The organism is Steroidobacter denitrificans (assembly GCF_001579945.1).
Classification (GTDB): Bacteria; Pseudomonadota; Gammaproteobacteria; order Steroidobacterales; family Steroidobacteraceae; genus Steroidobacter; species Steroidobacter denitrificans.
In genome coordinates, this window is the sequence record NZ_CP011971.1 from 1,721,053 (window position 1) to 1,741,853 (window position 20,801).

General features: G+C 59.5%; 23 protein-coding genes. 8 read left to right on the top strand and 15 right to left on the bottom strand.

Annotated elements, in window-relative coordinates; genetic code table 11:
- Positions 1 to 124 precede the first annotated feature (124 nt).
- On the top strand, positions 125 to 1,285 hold the full coding sequence (holB, locus tag ACG33_RS07775; RefSeq protein ID WP_157071708.1) for a DNA polymerase III subunit delta': 1,161 nt from the start codon (positions 125 to 127) through the stop codon (positions 1,283 to 1,285).
- Between the two features lie 161 nt (positions 1,286 to 1,446).
- A complete protein-coding gene (locus ACG33_RS07780) occupies positions 1,447 to 1,797 on the top strand; it encodes a PilZ domain-containing protein (RefSeq protein ID WP_066920137.1) in 351 nt (116 codons plus the stop codon).
- Between the two features lie 71 nt (positions 1,798 to 1,868).
- Here ACG33_RS07780 and ACG33_RS07785 read toward each other — a convergent pair whose 3' ends face one another.
- The 3 genes from ACG33_RS07785 to ACG33_RS07795 form a co-directional block, all read right to left on the bottom strand.
- Entirely contained in the window at positions 1,869 to 2,987 is a 1,119-nt protein-coding gene (locus ACG33_RS07785) for a cyclic nucleotide-binding domain-containing protein (protein ID WP_066920138.1), read from the bottom strand.
- Between the two features lie 270 nt (positions 2,988 to 3,257).
- A complete protein-coding gene (locus ACG33_RS07790) occupies positions 3,258 to 5,315 on the bottom strand; it encodes a 3-hydroxyacyl-CoA dehydrogenase NAD-binding domain-containing protein (RefSeq protein WP_210399221.1) in 2,058 nt (685 codons plus the stop codon).
- An 86-nt stretch (positions 5,316 to 5,401) separates the two neighbouring features.
- Positions 5,402 to 6,148 carry an endonuclease/exonuclease/phosphatase family protein gene (locus ACG33_RS07795; RefSeq protein ID WP_066920140.1) on the bottom strand — a complete coding sequence of 249 codons (747 nt, stop codon included), beginning with the start codon at positions 6,146 to 6,148 and terminating at the stop codon, positions 5,402 to 5,404.
- Positions 6,149 to 6,325: 177 nt separating this feature from the next.
- On the opposite strand from ACG33_RS07795, the gene ACG33_RS07800 reads away from it, so the two are divergent.
- Entirely contained in the window at positions 6,326 to 6,787 is a 462-nt protein-coding gene (locus ACG33_RS07800) for a TIR domain-containing protein (protein ID WP_066920142.1), read from the top strand.
- 31 nt (positions 6,788 to 6,818) lie between these two features.
- On the opposite strand, the gene ACG33_RS07805 is transcribed toward ACG33_RS07800, so the two are convergent.
- Positions 6,819 to 7,154: a hypothetical protein gene (locus ACG33_RS07805; RefSeq protein ID WP_066920143.1), complete on the bottom strand. Its 336-nt coding sequence runs from the start codon at positions 7,152 to 7,154 to the stop codon at positions 6,819 to 6,821.
- A gap of 581 nt (positions 7,155 to 7,735) precedes the next feature.
- On the opposite strand from ACG33_RS07805, the gene ACG33_RS07810 reads away from it, so the two are divergent.
- Positions 7,736 to 8,014 (top strand): Lrp/AsnC family transcriptional regulator, encoded by a 279-nt coding sequence (locus ACG33_RS07810; RefSeq protein ID WP_066920144.1) that lies wholly within the window; start codon positions 7,736 to 7,738, stop codon positions 8,012 to 8,014.
- A 246-nt stretch (positions 8,015 to 8,260) separates the two neighbouring features.
- On the opposite strand, the gene ACG33_RS07815 is transcribed toward ACG33_RS07810, so the two are convergent.
- The 4 genes from ACG33_RS07815 to istA all read right to left on the bottom strand — a co-directional run bounded on the left by ACG33_RS07815 (position 8,261) and on the right by istA (position 11,467).
- Positions 8,261 to 8,467, bottom strand: coding sequence for a dodecin (locus ACG33_RS07815; RefSeq protein ID WP_066920154.1), 207 nt, complete (start codon positions 8,465 to 8,467; stop codon positions 8,261 to 8,263).
- Positions 8,468 to 8,557: 90 nt separating this feature from the next.
- Positions 8,558 to 8,905: a DUF3653 domain-containing protein gene (locus ACG33_RS07820; RefSeq protein ID WP_066920156.1), complete on the bottom strand. Its 348-nt coding sequence runs from the start codon at positions 8,903 to 8,905 to the stop codon at positions 8,558 to 8,560.
- Between the two features lie 268 nt (positions 8,906 to 9,173).
- Positions 9,174 to 9,932 carry an IS21-like element helper ATPase IstB gene (gene istB / locus ACG33_RS07825; protein ID WP_066918470.1) on the bottom strand — a complete coding sequence of 253 codons (759 nt, stop codon included), beginning with the start codon at positions 9,930 to 9,932 and terminating at the stop codon, positions 9,174 to 9,176.
- Positions 9,929 to 11,467 carry an IS21 family transposase gene (gene istA / locus ACG33_RS07830; RefSeq protein ID WP_168159999.1) on the bottom strand — a complete coding sequence of 513 codons (1,539 nt, stop codon included), beginning with the start codon at positions 11,465 to 11,467 and terminating at the stop codon, positions 9,929 to 9,931. Before istA ends, istB begins: the two co-directional genes overlap by 4 nt.
- A gap of 393 nt (positions 11,468 to 11,860) precedes the next feature.
- Here istA and ACG33_RS07835 point away from each other — a divergent pair, with 393 nt between their 5' ends.
- A complete protein-coding gene (locus ACG33_RS07835; RefSeq protein ID WP_066920158.1) occupies positions 11,861 to 12,142 on the top strand; it encodes a hypothetical protein in 282 nt (93 codons plus the stop codon).
- A 74-nt stretch (positions 12,143 to 12,216) separates the two neighbouring features.
- On the opposite strand, the gene ACG33_RS07840 is transcribed toward ACG33_RS07835, so the two are convergent.
- A complete protein-coding gene (locus ACG33_RS07840) occupies positions 12,217 to 13,923 on the bottom strand; it encodes an IS1634 family transposase (protein ID WP_066918020.1) in 1,707 nt (568 codons plus the stop codon).
- A 721-nt stretch (positions 13,924 to 14,644) separates the two neighbouring features.
- Between ACG33_RS07840 and ACG33_RS07850 the strand changes: the two genes are divergently transcribed.
- On the top strand, positions 14,645 to 14,887 hold the full coding sequence (locus ACG33_RS07850; protein ID WP_066920165.1) for a hypothetical protein: 243 nt from the start codon (positions 14,645 to 14,647) through the stop codon (positions 14,885 to 14,887).
- On the opposite strand, the gene ACG33_RS07855 is transcribed toward ACG33_RS07850, so the two are convergent.
- From ACG33_RS07855 to ACG33_RS16490, 3 genes are all read right to left on the bottom strand, one after another.
- The gene (locus ACG33_RS07855) at positions 14,867 to 15,571 is read right to left on the bottom strand and encodes a TonB-dependent receptor (protein WP_066920166.1); all 705 of its coding nucleotides are present in this window, start codon (positions 15,569 to 15,571) and stop codon (positions 14,867 to 14,869) included. The two genes, ACG33_RS07850 and ACG33_RS07855, sit on opposite strands and share 21 nt — an antisense overlap.
- Entirely contained in the window at positions 15,565 to 16,677 is a 1,113-nt protein-coding gene (locus ACG33_RS07860; RefSeq protein WP_168160046.1) for a TonB-dependent receptor, read from the bottom strand. Before ACG33_RS07860 ends, ACG33_RS07855 begins: the two co-directional genes overlap by 7 nt.
- A 117-nt stretch (positions 16,678 to 16,794) precedes the next feature.
- Positions 16,795 to 17,016, bottom strand: a complete 222-nt coding sequence (locus ACG33_RS16490; RefSeq protein WP_210398973.1) for a hypothetical protein — start codon at positions 17,014 to 17,016, stop codon at positions 16,795 to 16,797.
- A 503-nt stretch (positions 17,017 to 17,519) separates the two neighbouring features.
- On the opposite strand from ACG33_RS16490, the gene ACG33_RS16065 reads away from it, so the two are divergent.
- A complete protein-coding gene (locus ACG33_RS16065) occupies positions 17,520 to 17,678 on the top strand; it encodes a hypothetical protein (RefSeq protein ID WP_157071711.1) in 159 nt (52 codons plus the stop codon).
- Between the two features lie 167 nt (positions 17,679 to 17,845).
- Complete coding sequence (locus ACG33_RS07865; protein ID WP_066920171.1) at positions 17,846 to 18,070, top strand: hypothetical protein; 225 nt, start codon at positions 17,846 to 17,848, stop codon at positions 18,068 to 18,070.
- Positions 18,071 to 18,086: 16 nt separating this feature from the next.
- Here ACG33_RS07865 and ACG33_RS07870 read toward each other — a convergent pair whose 3' ends face one another.
- The 3 genes from ACG33_RS07870 to ACG33_RS07880 all read right to left on the bottom strand — a co-directional run bounded on the left by ACG33_RS07870 (position 18,087) and on the right by ACG33_RS07880 (position 20,782).
- Entirely contained in the window at positions 18,087 to 18,872 is a 786-nt protein-coding gene (locus ACG33_RS07870; protein WP_083536586.1) for an SDR family oxidoreductase, read from the bottom strand.
- Positions 18,873 to 18,919: 47 nt separating this feature from the next.
- Complete coding sequence (locus ACG33_RS07875; RefSeq protein ID WP_066920172.1) at positions 18,920 to 19,657, bottom strand: SDR family NAD(P)-dependent oxidoreductase; 738 nt, start codon at positions 19,655 to 19,657, stop codon at positions 18,920 to 18,922.
- Positions 19,658 to 19,774: 117 nt separating this feature from the next.
- Positions 19,775 to 20,782: a hypothetical protein gene (locus ACG33_RS07880; protein ID WP_066920173.1), complete on the bottom strand. Its 1,008-nt coding sequence runs from the start codon at positions 20,780 to 20,782 to the stop codon at positions 19,775 to 19,777.
- Positions 20,783 to 20,801 lie beyond the last annotated feature (19 nt).

Genomic DNA, 20,801 nt, shown 5'->3' on the forward strand with positions numbered 1-20,801 from the left:
CGCCGCAATCCTCATCGACGCCGCCCAACCCGGCGAAGACCGGTGCGGCGGGGTTTCAGGACAGTCCTTCGGAATCCACCGGCAGTCCGCAGCGTGGTTCGCGGCAACCTGGGAGCCGCTGATCGTGGCCAGACCGACGGCAAAGACGCCGGCCAGGACCGCGAAGCACGCAGACGGCACGCAAACAGGTGCAGGATCCACGATCCCGGCGCCCCGTCTGCTGCCCTGGCAGATGCAGGCCAGCGAGCAACTGCAATTAGCCTGGCGCGCCGGACGCCTGCCGCATGCCTTGCTGGTACAGGGCGCCGAGGGCGTGGGTAAACGTGGCTTTGCCGCCTGGCTGGCGTGCGCCGTACTGTGCGATACGTCTCGGGAGCATGGACGGGCACCTGGTGCGTTCGGCGAATCCCTCCCCCCCCCCATCGCGGGCTCACCAGACGATCCGGAAGGCAGCCTGCAGGGCTGCGGACACTGCGCCAGTTGCCTGCTGATCCACGCGGGATCGCATCCCGATCTGGCATGGGTGGCGCCGGAGGAGGGCAAGCAGCAGATTTCCGTCGAGCAGGTGCGCGCGGCGATCGATCGCCTGGCCAAGACCAGCTACCGGCAAGGCTACAAGGTGGCCGTGCTCGAACCCGCTCACCAGATGACGAGCGGCGCCGCCAACAGCATCCTCAAGACCCTGGAGGAACCGTCTTCCGGCAGCCTGCTGATCCTGCTGACTTCGCGAGCCTCGTCATTGTTGCCGACCGTGCGCAGCCGATGTCAGAAGATCACGATTTCACGGCCCTCCAATCCGGAGGCCCTTGCATGGCTGGAGGCGCAGACAGGGCAGACCGCCGATGCCGCGCTACTGGAGTTCTCGGGCGGCGGTCCATTGCGAGCGCTGGAGTATGCGGAGCGGTTCGAGGCATTGGATTTACAGATGCAAAAAGACCTGGAGGAACTGCTCGGCGGGCACACCGATATCAGCCGTATTGCCGCCGAATGGGCCAAGGAGGCGCTGCCGGAACGCCTGATCTGGCTGGATCTATGGTTGATCTCGGTGGCGCGCGGGTCGCTTGCGGGAAATGCAGACCGGTTCACGTTCCCTGGGAGACGTGTGCACTTGCCAAGCTTGCCGCAGACGTTGAACATAAGCAGCGTTTACGCTCTAGTGGATCGTTTGCGAACGCTGCGCGCGCAGTTGTCGCGCACGGCGCTGCAGCGCGAATTGGCCGTCGAATCCTGGCTGATCGGGCTCTTGGATGTCCTGAGAGCCGCATATGTCGCTCAGCGCCGGTGAGCTACGGCAGTAGTCTGCGACGAGAGCGCCAGAAATAGATACGGTACGCCTGAGAACCAGAAATCCGCAATCTGTCCGAGTCAGTGCAACGTGGTCCATTCCTGTCTTTCCCCCACTTCCAAACCACCCCTCTTCCCGAGCGCGGAACGGCGAGCGTGACCATGCGTCAGCCCAGCAGCAAACCCGGTCTGCTGACCCTCACCATCAAGGACAAGAGCGCCTTGTACCTTGCGTACATGCCGTTCGTGAAGAACGGCGGTCTGTTCATTCCCACCAACAGCAACTATCGCCTGGGCGATGAAGTCTTCATGCTGCTCAATCTAATGGGCGAGGACGAAAAACTGCCCGTGGCCGGCCGGGTGATCTGGATGACGCCCAGGGGGACGCAGGGCAGGCGCACCGTCGGTATCGGCGTGCAGTTCAGTGAGCAGGATCGAGGCAACACCCAGCGCAAGATCGAAAGCTATCTTGCCGGTGCTCTAGGTGGAGACAAGCCCACCCATACCATGTAGCGTCCGGCCAAGCCGGCCACCGATTCCCGGACTCGATACCGCCCGCCAGTCAGCCAAATCATACGGAGCACTCAGCTCGATGCATCAGAGGGCGATGTGTCCTGGAGAGCCTTCTCGTTCAGACCAGGCGAGATGCTTCTGTCCGTCGCCGCCAGCCCGTGACGCAGCACAGAGGCGCGAAAACCGCGTTCGGAAAGAATGTAGGCACCGGCCGAACTACGTCTGCTGGTGTCGCAACACACGACATAGTGGGTGTTGCGGTCCAATGACTTGAGCTTCAGACGAATAAAGTACAAGGGCAGATTCACCGCCCCTGGCATGTGATAGTTCTCGAACTCGCTGGGCAGACGCACGTCCAGCCATTGCCCGCCCCGGGCAACGATGTCCTCGGCCTGCTGCAGATCCACCCACTCAAGCATGGGCTCGTTCAACAAGGTGCGAAAGTCCTCCTTGGACAGGCGCATCAAGGTGCCGTCGCTGGTCATGACTACGCTGGCATTGCGCCGCGCATCGGAAATGAGGGCTTCCTCGCCGAAGGTGTCGCCCATGCCGAGATCCGCCAACTTGATGCCTGCCTTGTTGAGCGGGGTCTCCCGCGTGACAGAGCAGGTGCCCTTGACGATCACATAGAAATAATCGCCTTCATCGCCTTGCTTGATGACCGTCTCGCCCGTACGCAGATCCACGCGCTGCATGCGCATGAAGATCGCCTGGATGTTCGCCGGCGGGACCTTGTGGAATGCCTTGGTTTGCAGCAGGGTGGTCATCCAGTCGTCGCTTGCCGGACCGGGATCGTCCACGCCATGCAGTTCGTTGACTTCATAGGAACCGGTCTGATCCCAGGTCAGCATCATATCGAGCATGTTGCCGTCGATGCCGATATATTCGATACGGTCGGACACTACGCGCGCGCTGCAGCGGCGCGGGCTGGCAGCGGCGATGGGGTTGCGCGCTTCCGGGGAACCGCCGCGTATGATCATGATGGTACGGCCGTCCTGCAGCAATTCGAGTACGCCGCTGATCAGGTAGTAGGTGTACTTGTCGGCTTCGCCCTGTTTGAACAGAAGGCGTCCGGCGCCCAGTTCCTGCAGCGAAGTTCTGCGCGCCAGCGACTGCAGGTTCTCGGACTTCAGCCCATCGAGTGGTGAAAATGACCGCAGCAGGCCAAGTTCGAGCGGCTTGCTCTCCATGTGTCTCCAACCAAGAGCGGCCGCAGATCGCGCATTCCCGGCCCGGATCTCAGGATGCAAGGCCCAGAATGATCACAAGCGGAGCGCTCAGCAGCGGCGTGAGCGGACGGTTTTTCGAGAGGCGAATGTTAGCACAGGCTATTTTCGCCGGATCTCATAGGCGCCGCCGGAGCTCCGCGGGGCGCCGCATACCGCGGGTTGCATACCCTGGTGCGTCCGCACGCTTCGAAACGGGTGCGCGCACGCCGGCAAGCGCAATCACCGGCTCGATCAGCGCAGCGCCGACCAACCCGCATCCGCCGCGAAACGTTCCCCATGCGACTCACGCAGTTTCTCGAGGCAGGCCAGGATCTCCGTCACGCCCCTCTGACGGGCATAGCGCAGAGGGCCGCCCAGGAACGGTGCGAAACCGGCGCCGAAAATGACGCCCGCGTCCACCAGATCCTCATCCTCCACCACCTGCTCGCGCAGCACGGCCACGGCTTCGTTGATCAGCGGCAGCAGCAGGCGGTCCTGCAGATCCTCAGGAGCCGCAGCGGCACCGGCGGAGGGCTTCACCGGTTTGCCGTCACGCCAGACATAGAAGCCTTCACCGGTTTTTTTGCCAAGTTTCCCCAAGGCCTGTCTCGTGGTCAAAAGGGTCGGTAACTGGATGTCCGGAGCCAGAAACACCTGGCTGACCCCGGCGATCACGTCCAGGCCGACCATGTCAGCCAGTTCGATGGGCCCCATGGGCATGCCGAATGCCTCCGCAGCCCGGTCGATATGGATGAGCGCAATACCTTCCTCGGCCGCACGCAGAGCTTCGCCCAAATAAGGCATCAGGACGCGGTTCACCAGGAAACCGGGAGAACTACGGCAGGGTAGGGGCAGCTTGTCGAGACGGCGCGCGAAGGCAAGCCCGGCTCGCAGCACGCCGGCGTCGGTATCGCGTGTATGGATGACTTCCACCAGCGGCATATGTGCCACCGGGTTGAAAAAATGCAGTCCGATGAGCCTCCGGGGCGCCGCCAGTTTGTCTGCCAACCGTTCCAGCACGATGCTGGAGGTGTTGGTGGCCAGTAGCGCACTCGATTTCAGGCGCGGTTCCACCTCCGCATACAGCGATTGCTTGGCCTCCAGATTTTCGAAGATCGCCTCGATCACCACGTCCGCATGTGCGACGCCTTGCCCCTCGACATCCATACGCAGACGCGCCGAGGCTGCTGCACGCCGGGCCTCATCCTGATATCGCTTCTCGAACAATCGCTGTGCACGTTCCAGCGCGGGCTTCACGTATTCCACAGCGCGATCCTGCAGGGTGACCGTCAGACCTCGCAGTGCGCACCAACTGGCGATATCTCCGCCCATCACGCCGGCACCTATCACGTGCACGTGCTGGACGGGTTCCTTGCCGGCTTGGTTGGCATCCGTTCTACCCAGGGATTTGAGCCGATCCTGCAGAAAGAATACCCGCACCAGATTTCGGGAAGTGGGCGAACACAACAGCCGTGCCATGGAGTGCGCTTCCGCCTCATAGGCACGTTCGCCGCGTCCGCCATGGCGCTGCCACAGATCGACCAGGGCGTAGGGTGCCGGGTAGTGCGCGGGACGTACCTGGCGGGCCACCCGCGAACGCAGCTGTCCGGCGACGATCGGCCGCAGCGCTGCACTATTGAGCAGGCGATTCTTGAGGGAAACCCGCCGCCTGGGCGGCGGATGGGTCGCAAGTACGCGTGCCTGAGCAGCCAATTCCCGGGGCGGGGAAAGACGGTCTACCAATCCCAGCTGTAACGCTTGTTTCGGCCGAACCATGCGTCCTGTCAGCATAAGGTCCAGTGCCGCGATCGGGCCGGTGAGCTGCACCGCCCGGACAGTACCCCCGAACCCCGGATGCACCCCCAACTGCACTTCGGGAAAACCCAAGGTTGCGGATACTTCGTCCGCCAGGACGCGATAGCGGCATGCCAGTGCCATTTCCAGCCCGCCTCCGAGCGCATGGCCGTTGATGGCCGCCACGGTGACGCATTTCAGGGCGGCGAGCCGATCCAGAACCCGCTGGCCGGCGCGAATCAGGGCATAGGCCTGTTCCGGAGTGTCGATGTCGAGGAATTCCTTGATGTCGGCGCCGGCGATGAAGCCCTGCTTGGCAGAGGTCAGGATCAGAGCTTTCGGCAGGTTCGCCTCGATGTGTGCCAGCTGCTCGCCGAGTTGCTCCATGACGTCGCGCGACAGGCTGTTGGTCGAAGCACCCACCTTGTCCAGCGACAGCCAGGCCAGCCCTTCCGTATCCGTCTGCAGCCGCCAGTGTGCAGGACGGTGTGCCGTATCGGTCATCGTAGGCTCCATGAAGGGTCTCTCAGGAAGAACGATTCGGGGACGGGTCGTGTTCGGGGCAAGTTCCTGGAGGCCGAATGATCGGAACGGTCAACTCTTCAGAAGGCTGCGCTGCGGATATCAAAGTCGCAGATCAGCGGCCGGTGATCCGAGTGTCGCACATCCGGCACATCGAAGCGGGAAATCGCAATGTCGTTCGAATACAGTACGAAGTCCAGCTCCTTGCGAGGATTGCGGCTGGGGTAGGAGGGCAATCCCAGCCGATTGGCGTTCTTGAGGCCGGAGGCTTCCATGAACAGGAAGATTTCATGGTCGCCCCAGAACGTGTTGAAATCCCCGGCGACGATCACCGGCTTGCGCGAGCGTTTCACCAATTCATGCAGGTGACGTAGCTGATCGTGACGGTGGCGGAATTTCAAAGACAGATGCACCAGGAAGATAGCGACTTCCTCGAGTTCGAGTTCGATGATCAGGCGCTTGATACCGGTCTCGAAATAATGAAAACGCTCGCCTTCCACCCGCGGCGCAGCCAGGAAGGCGTTGCCCTGTTTGCGCACGATCGGCACCCGCTGGTTGAGCGAGCTCGTGCCATACTTGCACTGATAGGTTGAATAGTGCCCCAGCGAATCGGCGATCTGCTGGGCCTGATTCACCAGACCGGAACGGATCGAGCCGGTGTCGATTTCGATGAGCCCGACCAGGTCCGGATCCAGGGACTTCAGGTATGCGGTGATGCGTTCGAGTACCCGCGAATTGCTGCGCAGATAGCCCGCACCTGGCACGGGAAGATGAAAGGTAGGGCCAGTACCCGTGGCATAGCGGATGTTGTACAAGACAAAACGCATCGTGGCGGCTGGCGCAGGCGATATCGGCTAAATCGTGATGGGCGCATTTTACCTTACAGCTGCGCTCCACGCTGGCTTGCGGACGGTCGCCCCTTCCCGAGGCGGATTCCTGGATTAGAATGCGGGCTTAGTGAACGAAAGCAAACGCTGCGCGACGAGCGCTGCGGGGGGCGTCAAGTGGGCAGCATTTCCCAGCAGGATCCGGTACGTGTATTCGTGAGCCACGCGTTCGAGGCATCGGACGACTATCATCGTGTGTTCGAATACCTGGAAAGTTCTCACAACTTCTATTATCGCAATTGCAGCGATCCGGAGAGCAAAGCCGGAGCCGACCGCGAGGCGCAGAAGGAGGAACTGCGCAAACAGATAAATCTGGCGGAGTGCATCATCATTCCCTCGGGGCAGTACGAGCGCTATCGTGACTGGATCGACTTTCAGCTCAACTGCGCCAAGGGTTTCAATAAACGGGTCATCGTACTGGAGACCTTCGGCGTGAAGCAGAAGCTGCCGGTGCAGCTGGAAGCGCTGGCGGACGAAGTCATCGAATGGAACGAGCGCGAAATCGCCGATGCGATCCGGCGCCAGGCTCGCCACGAAGATACGGCGCGCTGGGACGTCATCGAATTCAAGCTGGACTAAGCGAAACGATCACACCGCGACGAAAGCCGGTTCAGCCTTCGCCGACAGCCCGCAGTTTGGGGCGCTGCATCGTCTGCTGACGAGACAATGTGTCGAGCATGCCGACGATGCGTACCGCGATTCCGCCGGCTTCCCTGTCCGACATTTTGCGCACCGTGGCCTGCACCGCAGTTTCGCCACGCAAGGGGGGCACACTGCACATGCAGCTCGACAGGTGCGAGAATTCATCGCGGATTTCTTTCGGCAACTCCTCGTGATCCAGATCAGCCAGGTGGTTGCGGTAGGCTTCCACCAGTCGATGCTTGATCGGGCCGGCCGACGCAAGAATGATCGTGGCCGCGAAAATATGCTCCCAGGCGGTGCTCATCCAATTCACTCCCATCAAGTGCCCCAGAGGCGGATCCGCACGCCGCTGTCGCGCGAGAGACGGCCAGATCGATCGGCAGCGCACAGCGGCGGGAAAGCTTAGAAAGTACTTTAATACCCTGTGGCTTTTCTTACGGCCACTCAGGCATCTATAGCTGGAATATACTCCAGCTTATTCGAAAGGCAAGATGCTCTGGAAGGGTTTTATCAACAATTAATCTTCGGAACACAGCGCTTCGGCATGACGCGGCAAGGTTGCCACGCTGCGCATCACGCGTCTGCCATCGCGGGTTCAGGCCCGTGCGGTATCGCAGATCGCGGGTCTTGCTTGTTCAAGACCGTCCTGAGGTGCCAGTCCCGCCCATGGTTCTTGCCGGCCGTGAATCCCGAAGGCACGGCCGGCAGGAACCATGGGCGGGACTGTACTTCTATGCGATCATGAAATCGTGGGCGATCATGGAGCTGTGGGGCTCACGCCGATCGTAGCGCCGACATGCCTTTCATCGCAGGCCGTGCGCCTGTCGGATTTTTCCTGATTTTCGCCTGGGCTGAAATCCCTGGCCCCACCTGCCGGAGAACCTCATGAGCGGAGTCAGCGCCGTCGTCCTGATCAAGGCCGAAACCGGCCTCGTCAATGAACTTGCCCAGCAGTTGGCCCGATTGCCGGGGGTCACCGAAGTATTCTCGGTCGCGGGCCGATACGACCTGGTCGCCCTGGTACGGGTGCGCGAAAATGAAGATCTGGCCGAGGTCATCAGCCATCAGATCCGCAAGCTGGAAGGTGTCATCGGCACCGAAACCCTGATCGCATTCCGGGTCTACACCAAGGAGCAGCTCGCCGCGGTGGTAGATGTGGATTAGATCGAAAGGATCACCACCGCCCAAATAAACCGGGACCGGGCTACATGTCGGATCGCTGATCGAGGAGGGCGGGAAGGTACCCCCGAACTGGAGACACACTCAATTTGGGTTGAAGGAACCGCTAAAAACCGGCTTATTGTGGAAAAATTAGTGAATATAAACAATATATAGCAATGAATTTATAGAAATAAACTTAGAGTTGACCGCCCGCTCTGATCGCGATGCGGACGCCATTTTTTGAAAGTGTTATTGGACCGTGAATCCGATATGCAAGGTGACCTGCCAGTATGCAATTTTGCCGTCGTCGATATTACCGCGGGTTTCGATGACCTTGAACCAGCGCATGTTGCTGACGCTATCGGACGCTTTTTCGATAGCGATGCGAATGGCATCGTCAGCACTCTTGCGTGAAGAGCCGGTGATCTCGATCGTCTTGTAGACATGATCGTTCATGGTGTCCTCCTGTCGGGAAATATCGCTGCGTAGATATATTGAATAGCAGAGCACATGAATAATGGAAATGGGGAATTGCGCTCATCCTTGTCAAAGCCCGTCCATGCGATTCACGCCATCCCGGCGACGCTGAAGCTCCCGTAACAACTGCATATTGAGCCCATAGGCGGTAAGTTCACCGATAGTGAATGCCGATCCATCGGGGCTATGAAGGCGCCCGTCCTTGCGCAACTCCCAGCCATCCCAGTCGGACCTGATGAACTGGAGTTGACCTCTCAGCGTGAGTTCCAGCCAACGTATGACCAGCCGTGGTGCCAGACCCGTCTTGATCCAGCCTCTTGCCGCCCGCTCAGTGCTATGCGTGAGATGCGCCAGACGCCGCGCGCCGTAATTGGCGAAGCCTCGCAACGGCTCCATGTCCAAGGCTGCATTGTCCATGGCGGCGGGTTTTCAGACGATCAGCAGGCAGTTACGGGATTCTGACAGCCTGCCGGAGAAGCGCTTTCACAGCCACCTTATCAATTGCGCATAATGTATATTATGGTAAAAAACGTATGAGGCTATTAGCCGCCTAAAATTAAAGATTTACAGCTAATCGCCGTCCTTTAGCCATTTAACTGCAGGATTTCGCGCAATGGACCCGCCCGATTTCCTCTGATTGGACCCACCTTGCGTGGGTTACCGGCGGAGCCGCTGGCGAGGAGTTTTACGCGTCCTTTTTGCGCGAAGCAAGTTTCTTGGCCTTGACACCGCGGTAGCTCTCGCCGGTGACCTCGATGGTCAGCGCCGAGTGCTGCAGCCGATCGAAGATGGCGTCTGCGATGACGGTGTCCGCGATCACCTCGCTCCAGTGAGCGAGGGGCAACTGGGAGGTGAACACCACGGATTTGCTGCTCGATCGCTCTTCCAGGATCTCGCATAGATCCTGAGCCTCGGTGGCGGTCAGTTTGCGGCTGCCCATCTCATCAAAGATGATCAGATCTAACTTGGCGAGCTTGTCCCGATAGCGCAGATACGTGCCGCTGGAGCGTGCCAGATTGAGATTCTCGAGCCACTTGGTGATGCTGGTGAACATGACGGATTTCCCGGTAGCACACGCGTGAAGTCCCGCGGCCTGCGCCACGAAGGTCTTGCCGACGCCAGTGGGTCCGAGGAGCATCAGTGGCCGTGCATCTGCGAGCCAGTCGAGGCTTTGGATCTCTTTGATCTGTGCTCGAGTGAGCGAACGCTTCGCGGTGAAGTCGAAGTCTTCGAAGGCCGGACGATCGCGGAACCGGGCGGCTTTGATGCGATTAGCGGTTTTACGCTGTTGCCGGTAATCGACTTCGGCTTGCACCAACTGATTGAGCAACTCGCTGCTACTGAGCTGATCGCGGGTGGCCTCGGCGAGTGCGTTGTCCAGCACGCCGAGCATACCGAGCAGCTTCATCTCGGCCAACTGATTTTTTACCATGGCAATACTCATAGCGGTAGATTCTCCTGGGCTGCAGTAGATGAGAGAGAAGGTTTGTCAGCGGCCTGCAGCGCTGCGCCGCCAACGTACCGGAGCATGGGATTGCCGGGCTTGCGCACGATGTCGCGCTCGGGCTGGGAGTTCATCGATTGTTTACGCGCCTGAGCGAGCAATTCCTTGAAGTACGGGACACGGATCCGGTTGTAGCGGCGCATGGCGGCAATGGCTGCGGCGATACGTACGCTGGCAAGTTCGTGTCCAACAAGATTGATCTCTTTGGTGCATGCCGAGACCAGCCCCATGGCGCGACGGATATGTGCAAAAACGTCGTCGTTGAACAACTCGATGAAGAGCGCGTGAAGATCGGCGTGGATAAAACGCGACTGTGACAACAGCCGCTGCGGTGTCGACTCGTAATAGGCATCGGAGTTCGGCGGGAAGTGTTCCTTGATCTTGATCCGCTGGCCGGATTTCATGCGGCAGCGTGGATGGACCGCCAGGCGTTCCAGGTTCAGGAAGATCTCGACCTGGTTATCGGTGAGCTTGATTCGTAGCGTTTTATGACGATGGATGTGCGGCGCGCTGTAGTAATCGCCTTCCACGGCGAGGAAGCAATCGGGATGCAGTTTCGCCTCCTTCCACTCCCCGCCATCGTACTCGGCTGTGGGCAACGCCTTGAGCGCGGCCCTTTCGATTGTCTCGAAGCGTTCGCGGCGCGAGACGCCAAAGCGTCGGTGCCGCTGGTCATTGATCCGCTCAACGCATACCATGAGCGCTCGATTGATCTCGGCGATGCAGGTAAATCGTGAGTGACGAAAGCGGAAGCGAAAGTAGCGACCGAGGATTTTTACCAGTCCCTCGACGATCGCCTTGTCCTTCGGCCTTCTGACGCGCGCCGGAACGATTGCCGTGGAAAAATGCGCGGCCATGTGTGCATAGTTTTCGTTCAGATCGGGGTCGTACAAGTGACATTTGACGACCCCTTGCCGCAAACAATCAGGTACGGTGACGTGAGGCACGCCGTTGTAATAGGCGTACATGCGTCGATGGCTGGCGATCCAGTTGCGGCTCTTCATATCCTCCGCCGCCCAGGCAAACAGCAATTGGCTGAAGCCCAGGCCGGACACGAACACATAAGCTTTGTGGATTTCGCCGGTCTTGATGTCGTACCACTCGATCGGATCGCCGGCGTAATCGACTTCGACGCGCTCCCCGGGCTCGAACGTTCGGGCGGTAACGCTGGCGTTGCGACACTGCGGGAACTTGCGATAAAACTGCTTCCAGAAGTTGGAGTACGTCGTCAGCGTCTGCGCCTTTTCTTCCCAAATGAACTTCAGCGGATGACCCAGCCCCAGATCGTGAATGATCACCGGCCAATCCAGCTGCGACATCCACAGTGGATCCGGACTCGCGGCGATCGCGTGTGTCACGCGCACGCCGTCGCGGATCTCGCGCACCAGGCGGCGTGAGCAACTCAACGCGCTCGCGATCTCACGTACGCTGCGGCCCTCGGCGAGCCGTCGTTTGATTTCTTCATATCTCTGCACCGTCAATTCCCTCCGCGCCATCCAGTTCTCCCCGTGCGAGCAAATTGCACGACGATAAGCGGATTGGCTGTGTGAGCGGGCCGGCGCCCGCGACTGGGTGGTGATTGCGGAAACGACGGTGCTCGCCGTAGAAGGCGCTGCGCCACGATCGAGCGCCCGGGGGGCGGGGCTCGCTCCGGGGCTTACCCCCGAATAGGACATCGCCTGGGTTGACATCGCCGTTTCGCTCCTGAGGCCGCGGCGGCGCGCAACAGCGCGCGCCGCCGGGCTCGAAAAGCAGCTCCGGCGGGTGGTCCCATTGCGAGGAAATTGGGTGGGTCCATTCCCAGGAAATCGAGTGGTCCCATTCCTAGGAAATTAGGCGGGTCCAATCACAGGAAATCCTGCATAACAATGGACAATTCCACCTACGGACTGCCAGCGTGGCAACTGGCAGCACTCAGCGGCACCCACATCGACACGGCGCGACGCTGGAAACGCGCCGGACAAATACCACGCCAAGCAGCCGCCCTAATCAGCATCCGCTTACATGGCGAACTTGGAACAATCGATCCGGAATTCGAAGGATTCATCATCCGACGCGGATCCATTTGGACGCCAGAAAACGCGGAGATCCGCCCCGGAGAACTGCGCGCCATCCCGTACAGGTCACAGCAAATCCGGGAATTAGACTGAAGTTCTTGTGAAGAAAGAGTAAATTTATTCGCAGGCTCAGATACTTAACCTGAGCCTGGGGTGCTCGCGCCTGGCTACACGGTGATCTTCTGCAACAACTCCAGTGCGCGCTGTTGTTTCGAGTTCGCGGTGGTCACCGCGGCGAACGTGGATGTCGACTCGCCGGGCAGCGCGGCGCGGCAGGTATTTCGCACGATCGTGGACAACTCCGCCAGGAGCGTTGAGAAGCTGTGGGCGGGCGTTGCGTCGGGAAGCCGACCCGTCAGGGCTTTGCGTTTCGCGGCCTCAGAGCGCTTCGCCGGCGCCACCGGATCGCGCGTGGCTTTGGCGGCCTGGTCTTCGTCCGCAAACAGCAGCTCGCGCCAGGCTTCGCGCATGTGCCATTCGATGTAGTAGGCCAGTACGCACAGCAGGATATGTGCGCGTACTCGCTCGGCGAGCCGATGATGGATCGGCCGGATGCGCAGATCCACGCTCTTCAGCGTTCGGAACGCGCGCTCTACTTGAGCCAACGATTTGTATTGGCGCACGCATTCGGCCGCGTCCATGATCTGGGCCGGGACGCTGGTGCGGATGACATAGAGCCCATCGAGGCGGGCTTCGGTTTCGATACCGTCGGTCTTGCGCTCGAAGCCGAAGAGATCCTCGCGGATATCGAGTGCGAAGTGCTTGGCCATCTTGTATTGATTGACTATGCGGCCAACCCGCACACCGATGTTATCTTGGCCTCGCAAGCGCCCCTTGGCCACGGACGCGCGGATCTTCTCGAGCTGCTTTTCGGTGGCGCACAACAGCTCTTCGCGCTTGTGTGCGCGCAGTTGCGCGAGCGCCGGGTTACGGCAGGCAACCAGGCGTTCACCGGGATAATCGGGGTGCTCAAGCTCGAACAGATTGCGCTCGTCGAACAGATCCAACTGCACATGTCCCTGGTTCACCAGCGTGCGGATGGAGGTGCTCTTGAGCGCGGTGATCCAGCGTACGCCTTGTTCATTCGTCAACGTATGGATGGCTTTCTGGGAGATCATGCCGCGATCACCCACCATCACCAGCTGCTCGACCCCAAACTCCTGCTTCAGCCGCGCGATTTCCGGCATCAGCGTTTGCGGGTCTGAGGTGTTGCCCTCGTAGACCGATACAGCGACCGGACAGCCCCGGCGGTCGGTGAGCAAGCCGTAGTTGACCTGCAGCATCCCCCGCTTACCGTCGCGGCTGTAGCCGAGTTTCGCCAGCGGGCAGGTGGTTCCCTCGAAATAGCTCGACGACAGGTCGTAGAGCACTACGCTGTCGGGACCCAGATGCCGCTGGGCCAGCTTTTTCTGGATCGCGCCCTGGCGCTCGAGCAGCCAGTCCATGGCGGCGTAGAGTTCCGTCTCGCTCGCATCCGCCACGCCGAAGTCCTGCGCGAGGGTGGTGGTGTGCCACCAGCGGGTGGTGGCGAGCTTGGTGCGCGGGCAGAGCACCCGGGCGGCCAGCATGGCCAGCACCAGATCGCGTTCGCGTGAGGGCTTCGTGCCCAGCAGTGAACTCAGGCGCAGCTTGGTCATGGCCAGGCGCACCGCCTCGACGTGGCCGTGTGCCTGCGATCCCACGACGTTGAACAGCGTCTGGAGTGGGTACAGGGGCTCACCCTTGAGAATCGCGCGCAAGGCATGGATCTGCTCATCGGTGAGGCTGGACAAGTTCGCGATCGTGCGCTTCCTGACCGTGTTTCCCTCGCGGAACGTCTCGCGCAGCAGGTAGGCGGGGCGGGACTTACGGTTGGGTACAACATCGATATGCATGCGCGTATTCTACGCTAAATTGGCCCCGTTGCAACTATTTACATGGGTACATATTTTGCGCAGAAAGACCACACAAGACTCGCAAGCCACTGATCCGCAACGGCTAACTAATTACCCAACGGGGGAATTCAGAAAGAACTTCGGATTAGAATGCCGACTCGCAGAGCCGCAGCAATATCGCCTCCTGTAGACCCGGCCCGAGGCAATTCCGTCGCCGAGACGCCTGCCGGCAACGCTTCGACACCCTCACCGCTCACAAGATCCGCGCCAGGTCAAAGCACCTGTCACGGATCTTTCCGACCTGAATCTCACCGACCACAAATAACGCTGCGGAAAGAATGTTTGCGCCTGGGGCGAGCGGGCTGTTTTTTAAACTGATGTTTCACGTAGAACAATCAATAGTTGATCGCTCATCAATGAAGAAAAAAATCATGAAAATGCCACGATTCAAATACACCGATGCCCGTGCCACGCTCTACACCTTCCACGTCGACCACCTATCGACGCTAGAAATCGTCGGAGACCCTGATAACGCCGCTTAGAATGGCTCATCCGCCGAGAAGACGGCAGCGTGGAAAACCATTCCAACCATGGATACGGCCAGTCAACAATCGCGCTACGCGACGGACTAATCTTCTTTCACGGCCTCAGCAGCTAAACCGCAACAAGACGCTCCACGAAACACAATCCTGATATACTGTCAACCCTTAGAGGACCACCCATGGCCAACATAGAAAACCTAATCATTGAGCATCTACGCGCCATCCGCGCAGACATCGCTACCCTAAAAGACGATGCGCGCGAAATAAAGAGCCGAATCACTAACATCGAAGCCGGCATTGCAGGCCTAAAACGCGACAATGCCCACAGCTATAGCGAAATAGCCGACCAACACCTGAGATATGACAAATTAGCCGAACGGATAGAGCGCATAGAAAAGCGCTTACAGCTCACCGAGAGCTAACACACGAAAGGGGCCGAAAGGCCCCTTGTACTCCGCATCCAGATAACCTACGGCAACATTGAAGCTCAGGCTGTCCGTTGCGTTGGCGGACACTTCCAGTTCCACGCCACGGGTCTCGGCCGAGGCGGCGTTCGTGACGATTGTCTCCGTGCCCGTCGGAGACAACGGCTCCGGCTGCACGATATCGACCTGCAAGCCATCATATTTGTTGTAGAAACCCGTCAAATTTGCTCGCAGACGCCGCTCGAACCAGCTGGACTTGATGCCGATCTCATAAGCATCGACCTTTTCCGGTTTGAACGGACCGATCGAGGTCGGCGTCTGGCCGCGACCGCTGAAACCACCCGCCTTGTAGCCCTTGGAATAGCTGCCATAGACGTTCAGATCATCGGTAAACTTGTACTGAAGGATGGCGCGCGGCGTGGTCTCGGTCGAATCGTAGTCGGCCTCGCACCGCGTAAATCCAACCATGTCTGCCGCGACGCAGCGCACGCCGCCGTAGTCTCCGGACGCGAAGAGGATTGTCGTATGAAAATCTTTCTCATCACGGGTAACGCGCCCGCCGAGCGTCGCGGAAAATGCGTCGGTAAAGTTATAGGTGCCCTCGGCGTACACCGCGTACGACTTGGATGTCTGCCCCGTGATATTCGTTATTACCGTGGCGGTGGGCAGGCCGATCAGCATACCGCCGGCGGTCGCTTCGATTTCATACGCCAGCCCGTGATCGAACGCAGAGTACCGATATCGGTGTCCCAGGTAACATCCAGCACCGCACCGCTGGATTCGATGTTCTGCCGGAACTGGCCGTCCGGCTTCGTTACATAGGGATTCAACCCGGATGTGAAACGATCGACTTCCGCAATCGGGACGCCCGCACCGAGCGCCAACGCCGCAAAGACGCTCTGTTGAGCCTGCGGAATGGCCTGCTGCGCGATGGCGCAATCCGCGGCCGACAGTGCCGGCGAACACGAAAGCGGCGTCGTGGAGTGAGCAGGGATGAATCCCTGCGTGCCGCTGCGATCGCTCGTATGGTCGACGATAAGGTCAATGGTCCAGTCGGCCGTCGGCGTATATCTGAGAGACGCGCGCACGGCCGTCACATCGGTGAACGACGCGTCCGTCGGCTGCGGCGTGAACTCGTTCCTCCAGAAACCATCCGAGCTCAATGACAGCGCTGAAATCCTGGCCGCAAGCTTACCGTCGATCAAGGGCAGATCCGCGGAAGCGCGCAGATTGAGTGTGCCTTCATTGCCATAGGTCACGATTGCCTTATACGCCTCCAGCCCCGACGGGCGGGCCGTGCGCACGTTGATTGTCCCGCCGATGGTGTTACGACCGAACAAGGTACCCTGCGGGCCGCGCAGGATCTCAACCTGCTCGATATCGAAGAAATCGGTCAACGAACCGATATTGCGCCCGATGAATACGCCGTCGATGGTCACGCCAATCGCCGGATCGAAACTGGACTCGACATCCTGGTAACTGATGCCACGGATCGCAAAGTACGCCGCCTGTCCAAACGCTCCACCCGCGTCCAGCACCACGTTCGGCGCCACGCCCTGCAGGTCGGCCAGGGTGTTTGCGAAGCGCTGTTCCAGCATCGCCCGGTTGATCGCCGACACCGCGACCGGCGTGTCCTGAATGCTTTCCGCCCGGCGGCGCGCCTGGACAATGATTTCTTCGAGTTGTGCGCCCTCAGTTTCAGTCGCTCTCGCCGTTTCCTGGGCCAACGACGGCGCCGCCACCACGCTCATCGCGCCCAATGCAAATAAATGGAACCTGTTTCTCATCTTCGTTCCCCTCGCCAAAAACTCCGTCGAAAAGATCGTACCCATATCAGGACCACTGCCCTGCACACGTCGAGTCGGCGGCGCGCCGGACAGCCAGCCGCAAACCTTCGGCTCGGTTCAGTACACCACGGAGCCGCCATCAGCCACAACGACGGCCCCGGTCATGTAGCTTGCGGCATCGGACAACAGAAACAGCGCAACCGCCGATCCCTGCGTACGCCGCCTGGCGGCAGGCAATGACGGTAGCGCCCTCGTGCGCCAGGGCGATGCCTGCTGCGCGGCCAATCCCGGAACTCGCTCCTGTGACCAGCGTAACCTTCCCCGAGAATCGCTGCTCACTCATCGCCCATCACCTTCTATTGGTGATTGCGTACTGTACGTACCGTTGCGTCGCAGCCCCGCCCATTGACGCTCAAACCACCGACAAGAAGACGTCAGCGAAAGCGGGTTTCCGCTACGCCTTTCGCTGGTCACGAAGCGCCTAAGTACATGCTTAACTATTAGTCGATCCACCGTCTCGTAAATACCCGTCATCCTGGGCAGGAAAACGTAGGTCTGCTGCCTATAATTGACCGCACAACCCTGCTGATCCGCTCCCTGCGGTACGCAGCACAGCCATCGTATTCATTCCCGGCTGCCGGCTGCCGGCTGCCCACCAAACGGCGCCTAAAGCATTAATAAACAATCGTGCCTGTTTTTTTATAGTATAGTGTAACATTATCAGTTCCAAGCCTTCATCAGAAGATCTAAGTACTTTGGGAATCAATCCAAGTGGCATCGGTACCGTGGCGCGATTGTGATCGTGCAGGTAACGACTCGATCAACGACTGTGGAGATCGAACATGGGTATCAGAACATTGGGATCGGAAGAACTGGGCGCGAAACAGGCCATCATCAAGGTGATTCACCGCGATTGCCGCAGCATGGACCGTACGGATGAAGATATCGGCAAGTTCTGCTGGCATCCAGGCGGAACCTGTGACTACGCACCACTTTATTAAGGGTCCATTCGAAGGGTTCATCGAATGGCTGCGGCCGGTGCACGCGACGATGCTCACCACACGTCATACCGTCAGCAACGTCCTGATCGAATCAGATTTATTTTCAAGAAAATCAGCTCGGCCGGCTCGGTGCGCGTGTTCGCCTGGAAACGACGACGAACCGGGACATGATCAGATCACTTTATCCGGATACCATCGTCATCGCCACGGGTTCCACTCCTCGCCGGCCGCATGATACCGCCAACATTGGGCTGCCGCACGTGATCCAGGGCTGGGACGTGCTGGCGGGCAAGGTGAGGCCGGGCAGCGCGCCGCGTGAGGTAATGGCGCCCGGCCTCGTATCGAAGGATTTCCCGAACCGGGCCGCCGTCACTAGGTGCAAACCACAGTGACCGTGAGGGATCAACCCTATGTGGCAGACGAGCTTAACAGCGCCTCGATTTCCTTCTGCCGAGGATTTCGCCGCAGCGTCAAGCCGCCGTTCACCTGAAGATTCTGCCCAGTCATGAAACATGCATCGGAAGCGAGCCACAGCGCGGCCTCGGCCACATCCTCTACCGTGCCAATCCGTCCGAGCGGATATTCTTTCCGGAACAGTTCAACGAAAGCGGGAGTTTGGAACGCCTCCGAGGTCATCGGCGTATCGGTCAGCCCGGGTGAAATCGAATTTGCCCGGATACCGCGCTCGCCGTATTCATTGGCGATGCACCGAATGACATGATCGATACCGGCCTTCGTTCCCATGTAGGCAGCATGGTTATCGAGCATGATCGTCGCCGTAGCCGAAGAGATCTGTATGATCGATCCGCTGTCCGCCATTCCCTTGAGGACTTCCTGGAAAAACTGGAATGGACCGGTGAACTGAACCGCGGTCATGTAATCCAGATCGGCGCGTGTCGTCTCGAGAAACGGCTTCAGCAATCCATAGCCGGTCGCGTTTATGGCGACATCGAGCTTACCGAACCGGTCTAGCGTTGCGGCCACGAGAGCTCGAAGATCGGCCTGATTCGTTATGTCGCAACCGCAGCTGGACCCGTCGATCTCATCCGCCAGATTCCGCAAATTGTCCTTGTTGCGCCCGGCCACCATGACTTTGGCCCCCTCGCGAGCGAAACGGCGCGCCATCACCTGACCCATGTTGCCGGCGCCCGCGGCGCCGAGGATGACTACAACCTTTTCCTGAATGCTATGCACCGCTTTTCTCCTGCGAAAGCCACTTCACGCAGACCATCACCGTAAAACTAGACCGTGGTCCATCCGCCATCCACATCCAGGATCATGCCGGTCGCGTAGTCGCAATTGATGAGAAACATCGCCGCTGCCGCCATATCGCGCGCCGTTCCCGATCGCTTCAATGGAATCGAGTTGTCGATAAAGCTCCGGCGAACTATGTCATCGGGCAATTGGCCATCGATTGCGCGCTCGTACTCCTCGTCCGTGAGGATCAGGCCAGGAGACAAGACGTTTACCCGAATGCCGCGAGGTGCCAACTCGAACGCGAGCTGGCGCCCCATGGAATTGACCGCGCCGCACACCGCCGTGCCGCCGGCGTAGTTAGCGATGGCCGCCTTCGCGGCAATCCCCGAACAGAGCATGATCGACCCGCCGGCAGGCATCTTGGGCACGGCATAGTGGCAGGCGTACATCTGGCCGAAGAATCTTCCGGCAAAAAGCTCTACCCACCGCGCCGGCGGCAACTCGTCGATCGCGCCGAATACCCATCCTCCGGCGCAAGTCACCAGCACATCCACGCGATCCAACGGCTCGAAGAGGGCCTTCACCTGGGTTTCATCCGCGACATCGACGCTGATGCCGACCGCGCCGTGACCGATCGAGGTAACCGCCTTCTCCAGGCGGTCTGCGTCGCGAGCGGCAACAATGACCTTTGCGCCTTCGGCCGCGAACCGACGGCCGATCTCGAGGCCTATATTCGAGCTGCCGCCGGTAATTACGGCAACTTTGCCATCAAGTATACCCATTGATGCCCTCCTTCATCTTGCATCCCGCTGGATAGGAATCCGTGTGAACAGCTCATGCACCGGCAATCCGCAGGATCGACGCCTGCGTAACACGAGCGGCGCACGGTGCAGGCCGAGCTAGTATCTCCAGCGCGGGTACGGCGGAATGATCGAGTATTCGGAGCAGCCATATCCCCTCTCTCCTGTTTCCTCGACCTCATAATCGAAAAAGGACTCGTAGCAATCCAGAGTGCACTCCGCCTCGTTCTCGCCGCGCATCAAGCCATTCATCGTGTGGGCATACTTGCGCCCGGTCCTGACGTGAATGACCTTCCCTCCGGGAAGAATGAACCGGTACCGGAAGCTCATCGCAGTGCGACCATCGGCTTCGGTACGAATCTCGCAGCTGGCGCCTTCGATGGGGTGGCTGCCATTGGCATCGGACAGAAAGCCGCCGGACCGGGGAGCTCCTTCGAACGGCGGCTTGAAATCGGGATTCATCCAGCCAAAGGCGTTCAGATGCATGCTTTCCGTCTGAATCGAAGGCCAGAAATGAAACAGGCTGTCGCGGTGGCTCAGCGGCGCGAGCTCCCAAGGCGTTTCATGGCTGAAACGATTGGTCCAGGAATGATCCCGATGAGCAAATGAATTGATCTGGCGACGGCCCTGCCGCGGGCCGGCTCTGACTTCGAATTCGCCGGTACACAGCATGCCCTGCTCATAGTGACCACCATAGTTGTATTCAGCAGAGCTCGTCAGCGGATTGCCGCCGATGCAGTCATTGTAATCGAAAACCGGGAAGCGGCCTTTGTAGAGAAGATCGAAGCCGTACTTTGGGCCATCGAAAGTGACACGAATCTGCTCGAGCGGCTTGACGACCTCATATGTCATCCGGCCTTCACTCAGGCGGTCGAACTTCTGGACATTGGGCAAGACCACCTTGTTGGCCCAGGGTTGAACCACGCCATCGATGACCATCATCGTGCTGAACCGCGCGTAACCCTTGTTCAGGCTGGCATGAATGTGATTTACACCGAAAATATCCGCTTCTCGATCACAGATGGAGAGCCAGAAATTGTCGCTGAACAGTCCCTTGCTTTCATCCGAGGTGCGATGCAGATATTCGTCTTCAGTGCGTACGGTCATGGTCGATCAACTCCTATGA